Here is a 16,323-nt window from a genome sequence, read left to right as displayed (position 1 = left end):
CAGCGACGCCGCGACATCCGGGATCGCCCCCAAGGAAGACCCGGGAATCGTCAGGGGCCGAGCCGGGCCAGCGCGTCGACGAAACCGTCGTCGGTGGCCGCGAAGAATTCGGCGTCCGCGGCCTCGACGTCCTTCAGCGCCTTCGCGACCAGTTCGAGGCCGGCCGGGGTGACTTCCAGGCGCTTCGCGCGGGCGTCGGCCGGGTCGTCGGCGCGCGCGAGCAGGCCGCGATCGGCGAGCTTGCGGACGACCTGGCTGGTCATCATCGTGTCGGTGCCGGCCTGGTCGGCGAGCTGCCGCTGGGTCGGTGGCTCGCCCGAGCGGGTGAGCCACCACGTCGTCGTCAGCAGCACGAACTGGACGTGCGTGAGGTCGTGCGGGGCCAGTGCGGCCCGCATCGCCCGCTGCCAGGCCAGCGTCACGCGCCACAGCAGGAAGCCGGGGCTGCGCTCGGGGCCGGGCAGGCGGGACTCCGGGGCGTTCATACTCGTGATCCTGTCCTTCGGGGGTTCCGGGTGGCGGAGCCCCCGGCCTGGGGCGAAGCCCCGGATGTCGCTGCCTCGGCGAGCCGGGCGAGCGCGCGCATGGCGTCCGGGGTGTCTTCGGTCACCTGGGGGCCGAAGCCCTCCGGGCCGTCGATCGTGACGCGGTAGGTGATCCGCGTGCCGCCGTCGATGTCGGTCAGCTCGTGCTCGAACCGCAGGTGCGCGTCCGGCAGCGCTGTCTCGTCGGTGAAGCTCCGGCCCTCGGTGACCTCGGTGAGGGTGAACGGGATCGGCGGCATGCCGTCCATCGTCATCGTGCCGCTGGAGCCGACGGCGAAGGGGCCGTCGAGGACCACCGACCGGACGCCCGCGTCCCACTCCGGCCAGCGGCCGGTCTCGGCCCAGAGCGGCCAGATCGCGGCGGCGGGGGCGGCGGAGGTCTCGCTGTGCTCGTACTCGTAAAGTGTCATGCGAGCAGACTATATGCGCGCATACTAAAAGTGCAAGCGGCCTCGCGGCCGGGGACCGGTCAGTGCGCCGAGCGGAGCTTGTCGTAGTAGGCGACGCAGTCCGCGTACATCGGGAGGAGGCCCTGTTCGCGGGCTTCGGCCAGGGTCGGCGCGGCGCGGTCCTTGTCCGACATGATCCGTTCGATGTCCGCGGGCCAGGGCAGGTCCAGCGCGGGGTCGAGCGGGGTGATGCCGTGCTCGACCGCCGGGTTGTACGGCTCCGAGCAGAAGTACGTCATCGCGGTGTCGTCCTCGAGGGCGACGAAGCCGTGGCCGAGCCCTTCGGCGAGGTACATGGCGCGGAACTCGCGCGAGTCGAGCACGACCGCGTCCCACCGGCCGAAGGTCGGCGAACCGACGCGGATGTCGACGACGATGTCGAGCAGCGACCCGCGCGGGCAGTAGACGTACTTGGCCTGGCCGGGCGGGGTGTCGGCGAAGTGGATGCCGCGGATGGTGCCGCGCCGGGACACGCTGTGGTTCGACTGGCCGAGCCGCAGCGGGTGGCCGACCGCGTCGAGGAAGGCGTCCTCCTGGAAGGGGGCGACGAACAGGCCCCGGTCGTCGGGGAACGCCCGGGGGAGAACTCGTAGGCGTCCGGGACGCTCAGCCGGCGGAATTGCATGGCGTCACCTTATCGGGCGCCAACAAAACCGGACGGACGTCTTGGGAATTGGGGGTAAATCGGCTTCGGTGTGACATCAACCGCACCGAGGGGTCACCGGCGGCGGGGAACCTGTCACAATGAACGAACCGCCGCGTCCGCGGCCATCGCCAGACCCACGGCACCGATGGCCGACGTGACGCCTCGCCGACAGGCCGGCGCTACCGCGCTGGGCTGCCGTGCCGGGATCCCCCACGGTTTCCCCCTGCGGACCGTGGTCCCAGCCCGCATGCCCAGGAGAAATTCCAGTGACCCGAGTCCGAACCGCGAGTTCCGTCATTCCCACTGGGGGAATGACGGAAACGACGACAGGAAACCCCATGACCGACCCCACCGGCGCTGTCGCGCCGGTCACCGACGAAGAGATCTTCACCGGGCACGAGGGCGGCAAGCTCTCGGTGGCGGCCACCCGCCCGATTTCCAGCCCGCGTGACCTTTCGATCGCGTACACCCCGGGTGTGGCGAAGGTGAGCCTCGCGATCGCCGAGGACGCCGCCAAGGCCAAGCGCTACACGTGGGCGGACCGGCTGGTCGTCGTGGTCAGCGACGGAACGGCGGTGCTCGGCCTCGGCGACATCGGCGCCAGCGCGTCGCTGCCGGTCATGGAGGGCAAGTCGGTGCTCTTCAAGACCTTCGGCGGGCTCGACTCGATCCCGCTGGTGCTGGACACGACCGACGTGGACGAGATCGTCGAGACGCTGGTGCGGCTCCGGCCGTCGTTCGGGGCCGTCAACCTGGAGGACGTCTCCGCGCCGCGGTGCTTCGAGCTGGAGGACAAGCTCAAGGAAGCGCTGGACTGCCCGGTCATGCACGACGACCAGCACGGCACGGCGATCGTGACGCTGGCCGCGCTGCGCGGCGCCAACCTGGTCCTCGACCGGGCGATCGCCGACCAGCGCGTGGTCGTCTCCGGAGCCGGCGCGGCGGGCGTGGCCTGCGCGAAGATCCTCCAGGAGGCCGGCATCGGCGACGTCACGGTGCTCGACTCCCGCGGCATCATCCACTCCGGTCGCGACGGCCTGAACCCGGTCAAGGAGCGGCTGGCCGCGACGACGAACAAGGCGGGCCTGCGCGGCGGGCTGGCGGAGGCGCTGGAAGGCGCGGACGTGTTCCTCGGCCTGTCGGGCGCGACGATCGACGAGTCGCTGCTGGGCCGGATGGCGGGCGGTGGCATCGTGTTCGCACTGTCCAACCCGGACCCGGAAGTCCACCCGGCCGCGGCCGCGCGGTACGCCTCGATCGTGGCCACCGGGCGGAGCGACTTCCCGAACCAGATCAACAACGTCCTGGCGTTCCCGGGCGTCTTCCGCGGCGCGCTGGACTCGGGTGCCCGGGCGATCACGGAGAACATGAAGCTGGCGGCCGCCGAGGCGATCGTCTCAGTGGCGATGGACGACCTCGGCGCGGACCGGATCGTCCCGAGCCCGCTCGACCCCCGCGTGGCCCCCGAGGTCGCGGCCGCGGTCGCGAAGGCGGCGGAAGCCGACGGCGTCACGGACTGAGCGTTCCCGAAGGCGGCCCTTCCCCACGGGTGGAAGGGCCGCCTTCGGCGTGTTCAGAGCAGTTCGACGAGCCGGTGGCGGGGGACGTCGACCAGGCGCAGGTCCGTGAGATCCGAGGGGACGTCGAGGGAGACGTTCGCCAGGCGGGCGTGGGCGCGGGTCAGGATCTCGTCCTGGTGCTCCACCGCGTCCGCGACCACCACCGCGTGGCGGTTGTCCGGCGTGCTCCGCAGGTACCGCAGCGTGTACTTCCCCCGGACGAGTGATGCGAGCGCCTCCTGGGCCGCCTGGTCCGCCAGGTCGGGGTGGGCGTTCGGCAGCAGCAACGCCAGCCGCCGGGCATTCGTGCCGAGCAGCGTCCGCAGCAGCCACGGGCCCGGGTCGCCCGAGAGGTCCATCGCCACCGCGTCACCCTCGGGGCCGGAGATCGACCAGTCCACCGGGCGCGACTCCAGCGAAAGCCCGCCCGCGACCGCGATCTCCTTCAGCTTCTCCAGCAGTGCCGGTTTGGTCCCGGCCGCCTCCACCGACTGCGGGCCGTGCGTGTAGATCGCCTTGCCGCTGCGCATCTTCTTGGCCTTCGCCGTCGGCTGGCAGATGTACAGGTCCGCCGCGCTGCCGATCGCCTGCGCCCCGAAGTAGCGGTGGAAGCCCGGCAGGATCGCTTCGAACGTCAGCCCGAGCGTCGCCAGCGAGCGCTGCACCTGCGCGCCCAGCGCCGGGTGGCGCGGGCTGTAGCCGTAGGCCAGCAGCAGCCGTCCCTCGCTCGGCTCACGCAGCGCCTGCACCCCGCGCGCCGCGAACAGGCCCATGCCCTCGGGCGTGTACGGCGGATCGCTGAACACCAGGTCGAAGCCGTTCGAGAGCGACGGTGGCAGGCCGACGCGCAGGTCCGCGTGCGCGGTCCGGATCTCGCGGCCGCCGCGGTCGTCGAGGTAGGCGAGCACGCGCTCGTCGAGGTCGACGACGGTCAGCGCCGCCGACGGGCAGACGGCCCGCACCGCCAGCGACGTCAGGTCGTGGTCGCCGAGGAACAGCAGGCGTGCCGAGGCGAGGTCGTACTGCGCGTCCAGCCAGAGCGCGCGGCGGAGCACGGTCTCCGGTGTGGCCTGCACGTGGTCGAGCGCGGCCAGTGGCGGCGGCACCTCGGCCACCCACTCGGCGATCTTCGGCAGCAGCTCGTGCGCCGCGACGGCTTCGTCGAGCGGGTCGGCGTAGCGCGGCGCGCGGTACTGCAGGTACGACGCCGCGACGCCGGGGGCGATGCGCAGGCGGTCGCCGCTGCGGTCCAGGTCGTCGCCGAGGGCCGTGAGGACGGCTTCCACACTGCGCCGCGGTGCGGTGCTCAGCCGCACCAGCTCGCCGAGGTCGTGGTCACCGGTGCGCAGCAGGTCGAGGACGCGGTACAGCGGGCGGACGCCGACGCCGTGCGCGGCGAGGACGTCGTCGAGTGCCTTCACGGGCTCCGAGCCTAGCCAACCACCTGCCGGAACAGCGTGCCAACCACCGCGGACTCGGCTACGGTCGAACCGACCGGGACATGGGGAGTGGCAGTGACCATCGAATTCCGCGACGTGACCAAGCAGTATCCGGATGGGACGGTCGCCGTCGACAAGCTGAACCTGACGGTCGAAGACGGCACGATCACCGTGTTCGTCGGCCCGTCCGGCTGCGGCAAGACGACGTCGCTGCGGATGATCAACCGAATGGTCGAGCCGACCGCGGGCCAGGTGCTCCTGGACGGCAAGGACGTCGCCGAGGGCGACCCGGCGCTGCTGCGCCGCGGCATCGGCTACGTCATCCAGCACGCCGGTCTCTTTCCACACAGGACGGTGCTCGACAACATCGCCACCGTGCCCCTGCTTTCCGGCTGGGACAAGGCGAAGGCGCGCACGCGGGCCGCCGAGCTGCTGGAGATCATCGGCCTGCCGGTCGAGCTCGGCAAGCGCTACCCGGCCCAGCTCTCGGGCGGCCAGCAGCAGCGCGTCGGCGTCGCCCGCGCGCTCGCCGCGGACTCGCCGGTGCTGCTGATGGACGAGCCGTTCTCCGCGGTCGACCCGATCGTGCGCGAGGACCTGCAGAACGAGCTGCTGCGGCTGCAGTCGCAGCTGGGCAAGACGATCGTGTTCGTCACGCACGACATCGACGAGGCGGTCCGGCTCGGCGACAAGGTCGCGGTGATGCGGGTCGGCGGCAAGCTCGCCCAGTACGGCACCCCCGCCGACGTCCTGCGGCACCCGGTGGACGACTTCGTCGCGTCGTTCGTCGGCCGGGACCGCGGCTACCGCGGGCTGTCGTTCCTCTCCGCCGAAGGCGTCGAGGTCAAGGAGCTGGAGCTGGTCGAAATCGGCTCCGCCGTCTCCGCGAGCGACGGCTGGCGGCTCGCGGTCAACACCGAGAAGCAGCCCCGCGGCTGGCTGCCCCCGAACTCCACTGTGGACGGTCCGCTCGGGGAAGACGCCCTCGTGGCCGGTGGTTCGCTGTGGGTGCGGGGCACGCCGATCCGCGGCGCGCTCGACGCGGCGCTGTCGTCGCCCGCCAGCCTCGGCGTGGTCGTGGACGAAGATCACCGGGTGGTCGGCGCCGTGGTCGCGCGGCAGGTGCTGGACGTCATCGAGGCGACGCCGCAAGCGTCATGAGCTTCATCGACGAGCTCGGGCGGTACCTGAGCAGCGCCAACAACCGTGTCCAGATCCTCGGTGACCTCGGCGACCACGTGTACCTCGCGCTGCTCCCGCTGGTCATCGGGATCGTACTGGCGATCGCGGCGGGCTGGCTCGGCCACCGCTGGCGGCCCGCGCGGCAGGTGCTGATGGTGGCGGCGAACCTGCTCTACACGATCCCGTCGCTGGCGCTGTTCGTCGTCATCCCCGGCCTGATCGGGTCGAAGATCCTGGACAGCGTCAACGTCGTCGTCGCGCTGACGATCTACACCTCGGCGCTGCTGGTCCGGCCGGTGCTCGACGCGCTCGACGCGGTCCCGGCGCCGGTGGTCGCCGCCGCGACCGCCGTCGGGTACAAGCCGGTGCGCCGCTTCTTCTCCGTCGAGCTGCCCCTGTCCGTGCCGGTCCTGGCGGCCGGCGTGCGGGTCGCGTCGGTCAGCAACATCAGCCTGGTCAGTGTCGGCGCGCTGATCGGCACCGGCGGCCTCGGCGTGCTGTTCACCGACGGCTTCCAGCGCGAGTACTTCTCGCCGATCGTGGTCGGCATCGTGCTGACCCTGCTGCTGGCGCTGGTCGTCGACCTGGTGCTGGTCGGCTCGCGAAACCTGCTGACGCCGTGGACCCGGGTGGGGGCGCCGTGATCACCGATCTCTTCCGCTGGTTCGGCGACCCAGCGCACTGGTCCGGGCCGGACGGCATCCCGCAGCGCTTGCTGGAACACCTCGGCTACACCGCGTTGTCGCTGGTGATCGCGCTGGTCATCGCCGTGCCGCTGGGTCTGTTCGTCGGCCACACCGGCCGCGGCGGCGTCGCGCTGGTGAGCGCCGGCAACGCCATCCGCGCACTGCCGACGCTGGGGCTCGTCACGTTCCTGTTCCTGCTCTTCACCGAGAGCGTCACCTCGACGATCATCGGGCTCGTCGTGCTGGCCGTGCCGCCGATCCTGGCCGGCACGTACGCCGGGCTGCAGGCGACCGACCACGGCGTGGTCGACGCCGCCGAGGGGGTCGGGATGACCGGCTGGCAGCGGCTCTGGAAGGTCGAGGTGCCGATCTCGCTGCCGCTGGTGCTCGGCGGCATCCGCAACGCCGTGCTCCAGCTCGTCGCGACGGCCGCGGTGGCGGCGTACGTCGGACTCGGTGGCCTGGGCCGGTTCCTGCTCGACGGACTGGCCATTTTGGACTATTCCGAGGTCATCGCGGGCGCGCTGCTGACGACGTTGCTGGCCATCGTGCTGGACCTGCTCTTCTCGTTGCTGAACCGGGCTTTGGTGCCCCGGGGTGTCCGGCTCGCGGCGGCTGTGAAGAAGGTCGCGGCGTGAAGCGGCTGGTCTTGTCGGTGGTTTTGGTGCTGGCGGCCGGCTGCGGCAACCCCCTGGCGGGCGGCGGTGAGGGCGGCGCTTCCGGGGACATCATCATCGGAGCGTCCGACGTCGGCGAAAGCCTGCTGCTGGCCCAGATCTACGCCGGGGCGCTGCGGGACGCGGGGGCGGCGAACGTGACCGTGCGGCCGCCGGTCGGCAGCCGCGAGGTCGTCGTCAAGGCGCTGCAGGACAAGTCGCTGTCGGTCGTGCCGGACTACAGCGGCAACCTGTTGCGCTACTTCGACAAGGACACCACCGCGACGACGTCCCGGGACGTCTACGCGCAGTTGCGGCAGAAGATCCCGCCCGGGTTCGAGGTGCTGGACCAGGCACCGGCGGAGGACAAGGACCTGCTCGTCGTCGGCCCGCAGCTGGCGTCCACGGGCGTGAAGACCTTCTCGGACCTGGGACGGCGCTGCCGCGACCTGGTGTTCGGCGGCCCCGGCCAGTGGAGCAGCCGCTGGAAGGACAAGATCAAGTCGTTGTACGGCTGCGAGTTCAAGGAAATCCGCACGACCGACACGGGCGGCCCGGTGACGGTGGCGGCCCTGAAGTCCGGCGACGTGCAGGTGGCGGACCTGTTCAGCACGTCGTCGACGATCGCGGCGAACGGGTTCGTGCCCCTGGTCGACGACAAGAACATGTTCCCGGCTCAGAACATCGTGCCGCTGGTGGCGCGGGGAACGCTGTCACCGCGTGAGGTGGCGGCGCTGAACCGCGTGTCGGCGGCGTTGACGACTTCGGAACTCACGCGGCTCAACGTCGAGTTCACGGAGGAGAAGCGCAATCCGCTGGACATCGCGGAAGACTTCCTGGCGCGGGCTTAGCGCTCAGCCCTGCCGGGTGGGCCGGATGGTGAGGTCGCCGATCTCGACGTCGTCCGGCTGCTCGATGGCGAACGCGATCGCTCGCGCCACGGCGTCGGGGCCGATGCCGAGCGCCGCCATCGCCTGCTGCGCCTGCTCGCGCTGCGCGGGGTCCTCGACGTGGTCGACCAGTTCGGTGCGCACGAACCCCGGCGAGATCGATGTCGTGCGCAGGACGCCGTCGGTCGATTCCTGCCGCAGCGCTTCCAGCAGTGTGCGCACGGCGTTCTTGGTGCCCGCGTAGACGGCTTGCGTCGGGACGATCTTCAGCCCCGACGTCGAGACGGTCGTGACGAAGTGCCCGCGGCCCTGGGCGCGGAAGACCGGCAGCGCGGCGGCGATGCCGTGCAGCACGCCGCGGAGGTTGACGTCGATCATCGCGTCCCAGTCGTCGACGTCGAGGGCGCTCACCGGCGCGATCCGGGCGACGCCGGCGTTGGCCACCAGGACGTCAAGACGGCCGAAGCGATCGACGGCGAGGGCGACGAGCCGCTCGAGGTCGGCTCGCCGGGTCACGTCGACGTCCAGCAGTTCCGCACGGCCGCCGTCGTTTCGGATCTTTTGCGCAAGCGCTTCCAGCCGGTCGGTGCGCCGGGCACCCAGCACGACGGCCGCCCCGCGGCTCGCCAGTTCCACGGCCGTCGCCTCGCCGATCCCGCTGCTCGCACCCGTGATGGCGACGACCTTGTCCAGTCCGTTCGACACAGCACCTCCCGCTAAGCTGACAACTGTCCGGTTAAGCCTACCGGACACTTGTCCACTTATGTCGAGGAGCAGGTCTTGCGCGAGCGCCGATCGGACGCCGTCGCCAACCGCGACCGGATCGTCGAGGCCGCGCGGGCGGAGCTGAGCGAGTCCAACGGCGCGGCGGCCGAGCTGAAGCTGCACCGGGTCGCCAAGGCCGCGGGCGTCGGACAGGGCACGCTCTACCGGCACTTCCCGACGCGCGAGCACCTGCTGGCGGAGGTGTACCGGGGAGAGCTGAGCCAGCTCGTCGGCTCGGTGGCGCCGCTGCTGGCGGAGCACGCCCCGCTGGACGCGCTGGCTCGGTGGCTGGACCGGCTGGTCGAGTACGCCCGCGTCAAACGCGGCGTCATGGCGGCGCTCGAGGTGCCGGCGTGGCAGGACCTGTACTCCGGCCAGCATCACCGGCTCGATGGTGCGCTCGAAACGCTGCTGGACCAGGGAAAGGCGGCCGGGCAGATCCGCGCGGGCGTCGACGCCGCGGACGTCATCCTGCTTTTGGGGGCGCTGTCGAGGATTCCTGAAGCGGCCTGGGCCGAGCGCGCACCCCGGATCGTGGCGGTGATCGTCGACGGCCTGCGCGCTTAGTGGTCCACGGCCAGTTTCACGCCGAGACCGATGAAGATGCCGCCGGTGGCGACCTCGATGCGGCGCTGGTTCTTCTTCCGCCGGACCCACCCGCCGACGCGGCCGGCGAGGACGCCGACGGTGCCGTCGACGAGGAACTCGAACACGATCATGATCGCGCCGAGGACCGCGAACTGCAGCCAGACGTGGCCTTTCGCCGGGTCGATGAACTGCGGCAGGAAGGCGATGGTGAAGGTGACCATCTTCGGGTTGAGCAGGTTGGTGAGCAGGCCGCTGAGGTAGGCGCGGTCGCTTTTCCGTTCGACGAGCGGCTTGCGGTTCCGGATGGCCTGGACACCCAGGTAGATGAGGTAGGCGGCACCCGCCACCCGCACGACGGTGAAGGCGACGGGCACGGCGGCGAAGAGCGCGGCCAGCCCGGCCGCGGCGACGGCGACGTGGATGGCTTCGCTGGTGGCGACCCCGGCGGTGGCGAGCAGGCCGGCCTTCGGGCCGCCGCGCATGCCGCAGCCGAGGATGAAGAGCATGTCCGGCCCCGGAGTGACCATCGCGATCGCGGTGGTGACGAGGAAGGCCAGGAGGAGGTGCTGGTCGACCGGCATGGCTCGATCGTGGCACGCCGGCCGTCCCGCACGAACTCCTTTTTCCGGCCCGTGAGACCTCAGCCGCGCACGGCCGCCGCCACCCGAGCCGCGTCTTCGATGCCCCGCTCCGGGGGCTCCTCCGGCAGCGGCAGCAGCACCACCGAACCGCTGCCGCCCTCGTGCAGCGCGCGGACCGCCGCCGCGCAGGTGTCGACGTCGCCGCAGACGGCCAAGCGGTCGATCCACTCCGGACGCAGGCCCGCCGCCAGTTCGTCCACTGTGGACGTCGAGTCCATCAGGGCCAGCAGCTCGTCGGCGAACGGCAGGCCCTCCACCTGCACCCGCGACCCGGGGTTCAGGGACTCCGCGACCGTCCGGCGCGCCCGCTCGCGGTCGCCCAGGGCCAGCCAGTTGTACGTCACCACCGCGTGGTGGGCCGGCGCGCCTCCCGCCGCACGGCCCGGTGCGATGCCCGCCAGCGCCGTCCGCACGAACTCCGGCGGGGCCGGCTCGGCGAGGATCGTGCCGTCCGCCGCCGCACCCGCGACCGCCAGGGACTTCGGGCGGCGGACGCCCGCCACCAGCGGGGGCGGCGACGCCGGCGGGAACACCAGCTCGACCTCGTCCAAGTGCACGTGCCGGCCGTCCATCGAGACGCGCTCGCCCGCCAGCAGCCGCCGGACCGCCAGCAGCGTCTCCTCCAGCGCCGCCAGCGGTGACTCCGGGTACGCCCCGATCTGCCGCATCCACGACGCGACGCCGTGGCCGAACCCGGCGATCAGCCGGTCCGGGTGCAGCTCGGCCAGCGCCGCGACCTCCATCGCCGCGATCGCCGGGTTGCGCGCCACCGCCGGCAGCACGCCGATGCCCACCTTGATCGTCGACGTCACCGCCAGCGCCGTCGCGACCGTGGCGACGCCGGCCGCCCAGAAGCAGTCCTCGACCAGCCAGAGCTCGTCGAGCCCCGCGTCTTCGGCCTGGCGGGCGAGGTCGCGCAGCTTGGCCGGCGGCTGCTCGCGGTTGATCCGCACCCCCACGGACGAGGTCGGTGTGTACACGCGCGGCTCCTGTTCAGATCCGGGAAAACGCGGGCGCGTACTCGAACGCGCCCGCCTGGGTGGGTTCGTACGCGGCCAGCGTCCGCGCCTGGAAGTTTCGGCCCCACCGCGGCTCCGGAGCCGTGATCGACAGGTCCGCCGACGCGACGAACCCGAACCGCGAGTAGTAGGCGGGCTCGCCGAGCAGGACGACCAGGCCGTGGCCGAGGGCATCGGCCACGGCGACGACGGCGTGCACCAGTGCCGAGCCGACGCCGACGGCCTGGTGCGCGGGCAGCACACCGAGCGGGCCGAGCCCGACCGCGGCCGCGGTGTCGTCGCCGAGCCGGGCCCGGCTGCAGCACACGTGCCCGACGACGGCACCCTCGCGGACGGCGACCAGCGACAGGGCGCTGATCAGGGCGCCTTCGGCGCGGAGTTCGTCCACCAGCGGTGCTTCGACCGGGGTGACGCCTGCTTCGCGCCGGAAGGCTTCGCTGTGGACGGCGCGGATCGCGGCCTGGTCGCCAGGCAGCTCACGGCGGATCAGCATGATCGCTACCTTGCCCCGGCCGGCGGTGGACGGCAATCGGGTTTCAGGGCCGTTGTGCGCAGCCCCCGGTTCACCGCCTGCGGAGAGCACGGGCGATTTCGGGTGAACGGCCCGCTCGAGCTGCGCGAATGGCCTAGTGTCCGATTCGTGCAGCAAGGACCTCAGTACCCGTATCCGCAGTACCAGCCGCCGCAGTATCCCGGCTACCCGCCGCCGAAGTCCGGGGGGAAGACGGTGCTGGTCGTCGTGCTCGTGGTTGTCGGCGTGCTGGTGCTGGCCGGGGTGGGTGTCGGCGCGTTCTTCCTGGTGACGGCGGACCGCAGGCAGTCGACGGCCGCGGCGAGCTCGACGGCTCCGGCGGGCGAGGCCGACAAGTACACCTCGCTGCCCCGGTGCAGCGAAGTCGGCAGCCGGATGAACAACTTGCCGCCCCTGTCGAGTGATGGCCCGGCGGAGCCGGCGAGCACCTCGGACGACCAGATCCAGCTTTCGCAGCTGAGCTGCTCGTGGACGAAGTCCGGCTCGTCGTCCGGCACGGTGTCGATGATGCTCGCGAAGTCGCTGCGCCCGGCCTCGGGAGCGGGACCGGGGTACGCGAAGGCGGGTTACGACACCGAAGTGGATCGCGGCGCGAAGCCGATCACCGAGAAGATCGGAAAGGCGACGAAAGCCGCGGACGTCGACTACGACCAGAGCGGCGCCATGCAGTGCGGGGTGCGGTTCTACCAGGGCAACGTCGACGTGACCGTGGTCGTCACGGCCGCCGACACGGCCGACCGGAACCTCGAACGGTGCCGCCGCAACGCGCACAGCCTGGCCAAAGCCGCCTCGGAATCGCTCGGCTGAACACCCGAAAAAGGCCTCCTCACGGGCGAACCGTGAGGAGGCCTGTTTCAAGCGATCAGTCGAACGCCTTCGAGATCAGCGCCTTCTGCTCCACTTCGTGCACCTTCGACGAGCCGGCCGACGGGGCCGCCATCGGGCGGCGCGAGACGACCTGCAGGCCCGAGAGCACCTCCGGGAACTTCCGGGGCAGGTTCAGGCCGAAGAACGGCCACGCGCCCTGGTTCTCCGGCTCCTCCTGGACCCACGCGACCTGCGTCGCGTTCGTGTAGCGCTCCAGGGCCGCCAGCAGCTTCTTCTTCGGCAGCGGGTAGTACTGCTCGATCCGCACGATCGCGACGTCGTCGGCTTCGCGCTTCGTCCGCTCGGCCACCAGCTCCCAGTACAGCTTCCCGGAGGTCAGCAGCACCTTGCGGATCTTCGACGGGTCCGGGGTGACGTCGTCGATGACGGACATGAAGCGGCTTTCGCCGGTGAAGTCCTCGACCGCCGACGTCGCCGCCTTGTTGCGCAGCATCGACTTCGGCGTGAAGACGACCAGCGGGCGCTGGATGCCGTCGAGGGCGTGGCGGCGCAGCAGGTGGAAGTAGTTCGCCGGGGTGGACGGCACCGCCACCGTCATCGAGCCCTCCGCGCACAGCGAGAGGAACCGCTCGATGCGGCCGGACGTGTGGTCCGGGCCTTGGCCCTCGTGGCCGTGCGGCAGCAGCAGCACGACGTCCGAGCGCTGGCCCCACTTGGCCTCGCCGGAGGAGATGTACTCGTCGATGACGGTCTGCGCGCCGTTGACGAAGTCACCGAACTGCGCTTCCCACATGACCAGCGACTCGGGGTTGGCCACCGAGTAGCCGTACTCGAAGCCGACGGCCGCGTACTCCGACAGCGCCGAGTCGTAGATCATCACGCGACCCTGGCCGTCGGCCAGGTTCTGCAGCGGCGAGTACTCCTGGCCGGTCTTGCGGTCGATGAAGACCGAGTGCCGCTGGGTGAACGTGCCACGCCGTGAGTCCTGGCCGGACAGCCGCACCAGGCGGCCCTCCATCGCCAGCGACCCGAACGCGAGCAGCTCGCCGAACGCCCAGTCGATGTCGCCCTCGCGGGACATCTTGTGACGGCGTTCCATGACCGGCTTGACGCGCGGGTGCGGCGTGAAGCCCTCCGGCACGTTCACGAACGCGTCGCCGATGTGCTCCAGCGTCTTGCCGGTGATCGCCGTCGCGACCTTGGCCGGGACCTGCTGCTCCTCCTCGACCGAGGGGCTCGCCTTCGCCGGGTGCTTCTCCAGCTCCCGGACCTCGTTGAAGACGTGCTCCAGCTGGCTCGAGAAGTCGCGCAACGCGGCTTCGGCCTCTTCGACGGAGATGTCACCGCGGCCGATCAGCGACTCGGTGTAGGTCTTCCGCACCGAACGCTTCGTGTCGATGATGTCGTACATCGCCGGCTGCGTCATCGAGGGGTCGTCGCCCTCGTTGTGGCCGCGGCGGCGGTAGCAGATCAGGTCGATGACGACGTCCTTGTGGAACGCCTGCCGGTACTCGACGGCCAGCTTGGCCACCCAGTGCGCGGCCTCCGGGTCGTCGCCGTTCACGTGGAAGATCGGCGAGCCGATCATCTTCGCGACGTCGGTGGCGTACTGCGACGAGCGCGAGTGCTCCGGCGCGGTCGTGAAGCCGACCTGGTTGTTGACGATCACGTGCACGGTGCCGCCGGTGCGGTACCCGCGCAGCAGCGACAGGTTCAGCGTCTCGGCGACGACGCCCTGGCCCGCGAAGGCCGCGTCGCCGTGCATCAGGACCGGCAGCACGGTGTAGCCCTCGCCGCCCTTGTCCAGGAGGTCCTGCTTCGCGCGGACGATACCCTCGAGCACCGGGTCCACGGTCTCCAGGTGCGACGGGTTGGCGGTCAGGGAGACCTTCGTCTCGCCGTCGCCGAACATGCGGAAGTACTTGCCCTCGGCGCCGAGGTGGTACTTCACGTCACCGGAGCCGTGCGCCTGGCCCGGGTCGAGGTTGCCCTCGAACTCCTGGAAGATCTGGCTGATCGGCTTGCCGACGATGTTGGCCAGGACGTTCAGCCGGCCGCGGTGCGGCATGCCGATGACGACCTCGTCGAGCTCGTGCTCGGCGGCCTTGTCCAGCAGCGTGTCGAGCAGCGGGATCGCCGTCTCGCCGCCTTCGAGCGAGAAGCGCTTCTGGCCGACGTACTTGGTCTGCAGGAACGTCTCGAACGCCTCGGCGGCGTTCAGCTTCGAGAGCACGTACTTCTGGACCGCGGGGTCCGGCTTCTCGTGCGGGATCTCGACGCGCTCCTGGATCCAGCGGCGCTCCTCGGGGTCGAGGATGTGGGTGTACTCGATGCCGACCGTGCGGCAGTAGGAGTTGCGCAGCACGCCCAGGATGTCGCGCAGCTTCATCCGCTCCTGGCCGGCGAAGCCGCCGACCGGGAACTCGCGGTCGAGGTCCCAGAGGGTGAGACCGTGGGACAGGACGTCCAGGTCGGCGTGGCTGCGCTGGCGGTAGTTCAGCGGGTCGGTGTCGGCCATCAGGTGGCCGCGCATCCGGAACGCGTCGATCAGCTCGATCACGCGGGCGGTCTTGTCGACCGGGCCGTCCGGGATGTCGGCGACCCAGCGGATCGGCTCGTACGGCAGGCGCAGGCTGGTGAAGACGTCGTCGTAGAAGCCGTCCTCGCCGAGCAGCAGCTGGTGGATGCGCTTGAGGAACTCGCCGGACTCCGCGCCCTGGATGATGCGGTGGTCGTAGGTCGAGGTCAGCGTCATGATCTTGCTGATGCCGAGGTCGACCAGCGTCTTCTCGCTGGTGCCCTCGAAGGCGGCCGGGTACTGCATGGCGCCGACGCCGATGATGGCGCCCTGGCCGGCCTGCAGCCGCGGCACCGAGTGGTTGGTGCCGATGCCGCCCGGGTTGGTCAGCGAGATCGTGGTGCCGGAGAAGTCGTCGGCCGTCAGCTTGTTGTTGCGGGCCTTCTTGACGATCTCCTCGTACGCCTGCCAGAACTGCAGGAACGACATGTCCTCGCAGCCCTTGATCGAGGCCACGACGAGCGTGCGGGAGCCGTCCTTGCCCTTCATGTCGATCGCGAGCCCGAAGTTGACGTGCTCCGGCGTGACCGCGAACGGCTTCCCGTCGATCAGCTGGTAGTGCCGGTTCATGTTCGGGTAGGCCTTCAGCGCCCGCACCATGGCGTAGCCGATGAGGTGCGTGAAGGAGATCTTGCCGCCGCGGGTGCGCTTGAGGTGGTTGTTGATGACGATGCGGTTGTCCGCCATCAGCTTCGCCGGGACCGCGCGCACGCTGGTCGCGGTCGGGACGCTCAGCGAGGCGTCCATGTTCTTGGCGATGGCCGCCGCGGCGCCGCGCAGCTGCTTCGACTCCGGCTCTTCCTTCTTCGCGTCGGCCTTGGGCTCGGCCTTCGCGGCCGGCTTCGGCGCTGCCTTCTGCTCCGGCTTCGGGGCCGCCTTCGCGGGCGCCGCCGTGGCCGGGGCCGACTTGGTCGCCGACTGCTTGGCCGCCGACTCGGCGTTCCGCACCGCTCCGGCCGACGGCTGGGAGGCCTGGCCGTTGGTGGCGGCCTTGGCGTCGGACTGCTGCTGCCGGGCGTTGTCCGCCTTGGCCTGCGCGTTCTGCGTCGGCTTGAAGTCCGCGAAGAAGTCGTGCCAGGCGGCATCGACTGAAGAAGGGTCTGCGAGGAACTGGTCGTACATCTCTTCGACCAGCCACTCGTTGGGGCCGAACTGTGACGCAGGGCTGCTGCTGGACACGGCTGGGGCTCGCCTCTATCCGTCTCGATCTCGATCTTGAATCCGCTGATGCGCCTACCAGGCTAACCCCCTCGGTGACCGCGATGTGATGGAACCGGCCTGTGTGAGGCGAGGCGCACTAGGGTATCGGTCACTGACTCG

At 70.7% G+C, this 16,323-nt stretch carries 15 protein-coding genes and 1 pseudogene; 7 read left to right on the top strand and 9 right to left on the bottom strand.

Features of this window, described 5'->3' with window-relative positions; translation table 11 throughout:
- Positions 1-50: 50 nt before the first annotated feature.
- From QRY02_RS29315 to QRY02_RS29305, 3 genes and pseudogenes are all read right to left on the bottom strand, one after another.
- A complete protein-coding gene (locus QRY02_RS29315) occupies positions 51-485 on the bottom strand; it encodes a MarR family winged helix-turn-helix transcriptional regulator (protein ID WP_285986065.1) in 435 nt (144 codons plus the stop codon).
- A complete protein-coding gene (locus tag QRY02_RS29310; RefSeq protein WP_285986064.1) occupies positions 482-955 on the bottom strand; it encodes an SRPBCC family protein in 474 nt (157 codons plus the stop codon). Before QRY02_RS29310 ends, QRY02_RS29315 begins: the two co-directional genes overlap by 4 nt.
- Before the next feature lie 59 nt (positions 956-1,014).
- A pseudogene (locus QRY02_RS29305) lies at positions 1,015-1,619 on the bottom strand (dTDP-4-dehydrorhamnose 3,5-epimerase family protein).
- A gap of 359 nt (positions 1,620-1,978) precedes the next feature.
- Here QRY02_RS29305 and QRY02_RS29300 point away from each other — a divergent pair.
- Positions 1,979-3,160 carry an NAD(P)-dependent malic enzyme gene (locus QRY02_RS29300; protein ID WP_285986063.1) on the top strand — a complete coding sequence of 394 codons (1,182 nt, stop codon included), beginning with the start codon at positions 1,979-1,981 and terminating at the stop codon, positions 3,158-3,160.
- Between the two features lie 53 nt (positions 3,161-3,213).
- On the opposite strand, the gene QRY02_RS29295 is transcribed toward QRY02_RS29300, so the two are convergent.
- Entirely contained in the window at positions 3,214-4,620 is a 1,407-nt protein-coding gene (locus QRY02_RS29295; protein ID WP_285986062.1) for a bis-aminopropyl spermidine synthase family protein, read from the bottom strand.
- Between the two features lie 93 nt (positions 4,621-4,713).
- Here QRY02_RS29295 and QRY02_RS29290 point away from each other — a divergent pair, with 93 nt between their 5' ends.
- Genes QRY02_RS29290 through QRY02_RS29275 form a run of 4 tightly spaced genes read left to right on the top strand, consistent with a single transcriptional unit; the run spans position 4,714 to position 8,013 of the window.
- Positions 4,714-5,799: an ABC transporter ATP-binding protein gene (locus QRY02_RS29290; protein WP_285986061.1), complete on the top strand. Its 1,086-nt coding sequence runs from the start codon at positions 4,714-4,716 to the stop codon at positions 5,797-5,799.
- Positions 5,796-6,464: an ABC transporter permease gene (locus QRY02_RS29285; protein ID WP_285986060.1), complete on the top strand. Its 669-nt coding sequence runs from the start codon at positions 5,796-5,798 to the stop codon at positions 6,462-6,464. The genes QRY02_RS29290 and QRY02_RS29285 overlap by 4 nt, the downstream gene beginning before the upstream one ends.
- Positions 6,461-7,144 carry an ABC transporter permease gene (locus tag QRY02_RS29280; protein ID WP_285986059.1) on the top strand — a complete coding sequence of 228 codons (684 nt, stop codon included), beginning with the start codon at positions 6,461-6,463 and terminating at the stop codon, positions 7,142-7,144. The genes QRY02_RS29285 and QRY02_RS29280 overlap by 4 nt, the downstream gene beginning before the upstream one ends.
- The gene (locus QRY02_RS29275) at positions 7,141-8,013 is read left to right on the top strand and encodes an ABC transporter substrate-binding protein (RefSeq protein ID WP_285986058.1); all 873 of its coding nucleotides are present in this window, start codon (positions 7,141-7,143) and stop codon (positions 8,011-8,013) included. The genes QRY02_RS29280 and QRY02_RS29275 overlap by 4 nt, the downstream gene beginning before the upstream one ends.
- A gap of 3 nt (positions 8,014-8,016) precedes the next feature.
- Here the strand turns inward: QRY02_RS29275 and QRY02_RS29270 are convergent, their stop codons facing one another.
- Entirely contained in the window at positions 8,017-8,757 is a 741-nt protein-coding gene (locus tag QRY02_RS29270; RefSeq protein WP_285986057.1) for an SDR family oxidoreductase, read from the bottom strand.
- Positions 8,758-8,832: 75 nt separating this feature from the next.
- Between QRY02_RS29270 and QRY02_RS29265 the strand changes: the two genes are divergently transcribed.
- Entirely contained in the window at positions 8,833-9,384 is a 552-nt protein-coding gene (locus QRY02_RS29265; protein WP_285986056.1) for a TetR/AcrR family transcriptional regulator, read from the top strand.
- On the opposite strand, the gene QRY02_RS29260 is transcribed toward QRY02_RS29265, so the two are convergent.
- The 3 genes from QRY02_RS29260 to QRY02_RS29250 are packed head-to-tail and all read right to left on the bottom strand — an operon-like array spanning position 9,381 to position 11,558.
- On the bottom strand, positions 9,381-9,986 hold the full coding sequence (locus QRY02_RS29260) for a LysE family translocator (protein ID WP_285986055.1): 606 nt from the start codon (positions 9,984-9,986) through the stop codon (positions 9,381-9,383). The two genes, QRY02_RS29265 and QRY02_RS29260, sit on opposite strands and share 4 nt — an antisense overlap.
- Before the next feature lie 59 nt (positions 9,987-10,045).
- Entirely contained in the window at positions 10,046-11,026 is a 981-nt protein-coding gene (locus QRY02_RS29255; RefSeq protein WP_285986054.1) for an LLM class flavin-dependent oxidoreductase, read from the bottom strand.
- Positions 11,027-11,039: 13 nt separating this feature from the next.
- Positions 11,040-11,558, bottom strand: a complete 519-nt coding sequence (locus tag QRY02_RS29250; RefSeq protein ID WP_285986053.1) for a GNAT family N-acetyltransferase — start codon at positions 11,556-11,558, stop codon at positions 11,040-11,042.
- A 147-nt stretch (positions 11,559-11,705) separates the two neighbouring features.
- Here QRY02_RS29250 and QRY02_RS29245 point away from each other — a divergent pair, with 147 nt between their 5' ends.
- Positions 11,706-12,404 carry a hypothetical protein gene (locus QRY02_RS29245; protein WP_285986052.1) on the top strand — a complete coding sequence of 233 codons (699 nt, stop codon included), beginning with the start codon at positions 11,706-11,708 and terminating at the stop codon, positions 12,402-12,404.
- A 55-nt stretch (positions 12,405-12,459) separates the two neighbouring features.
- Here the strand turns inward: QRY02_RS29245 and QRY02_RS29240 are convergent, their stop codons facing one another.
- On the bottom strand, positions 12,460-16,182 hold the full coding sequence (locus tag QRY02_RS29240) for a multifunctional oxoglutarate decarboxylase/oxoglutarate dehydrogenase thiamine pyrophosphate-binding subunit/dihydrolipoyllysine-residue succinyltransferase subunit (protein WP_285986051.1): 3,723 nt from the start codon (positions 16,180-16,182) through the stop codon (positions 12,460-12,462).
- Positions 16,183-16,323 lie beyond the last annotated feature (141 nt).

It is taken from the genome of Amycolatopsis sp. DG1A-15b, from assembly GCF_030285645.1.
In the GTDB taxonomy this organism is placed as follows: Bacteria; Actinomycetota; Actinomycetes; order Mycobacteriales; family Pseudonocardiaceae; genus Amycolatopsis.
The sequence above is the reverse complement of the archived record's forward strand: the minus strand, read 5'-3'. Positions and strand labels throughout refer to the sequence as shown.

Excerpts from the sequence above, each read along its gene's own strand:
- QRY02_RS29315 (WP_285986065.1), bottom strand. The coding sequence starts at position 485 with ATGAACGCCCCGGAGTCCCGCCTGCCCGGCCCCGAGCGCAGCCCCGGC.
- QRY02_RS29310 (WP_285986064.1), bottom strand. The coding sequence starts at position 955 with ATGACACTTTACGAGTACGAGCACAGCGAGACCTCCGCCGCCCCCGCC.
- QRY02_RS29300 (WP_285986063.1), top strand. The coding sequence starts at position 1,979 with ATGACCGACCCCACCGGCGCTGTCGCGCCGGTCACCGACGAAGAGATC.
- QRY02_RS29285 (WP_285986060.1), top strand. The coding sequence starts at position 5,796 with ATGAGCTTCATCGACGAGCTCGGGCGGTACCTGAGCAGCGCCAACAAC.
- QRY02_RS29260 (WP_285986055.1), bottom strand. The coding sequence starts at position 9,986 with ATGCCGGTCGACCAGCACCTCCTCCTGGCCTTCCTCGTCACCACCGCG.
- QRY02_RS29250 (WP_285986053.1), bottom strand. The coding sequence starts at position 11,558 with ATGCTGATCCGCCGTGAGCTGCCTGGCGACCAGGCCGCGATCCGCGCC.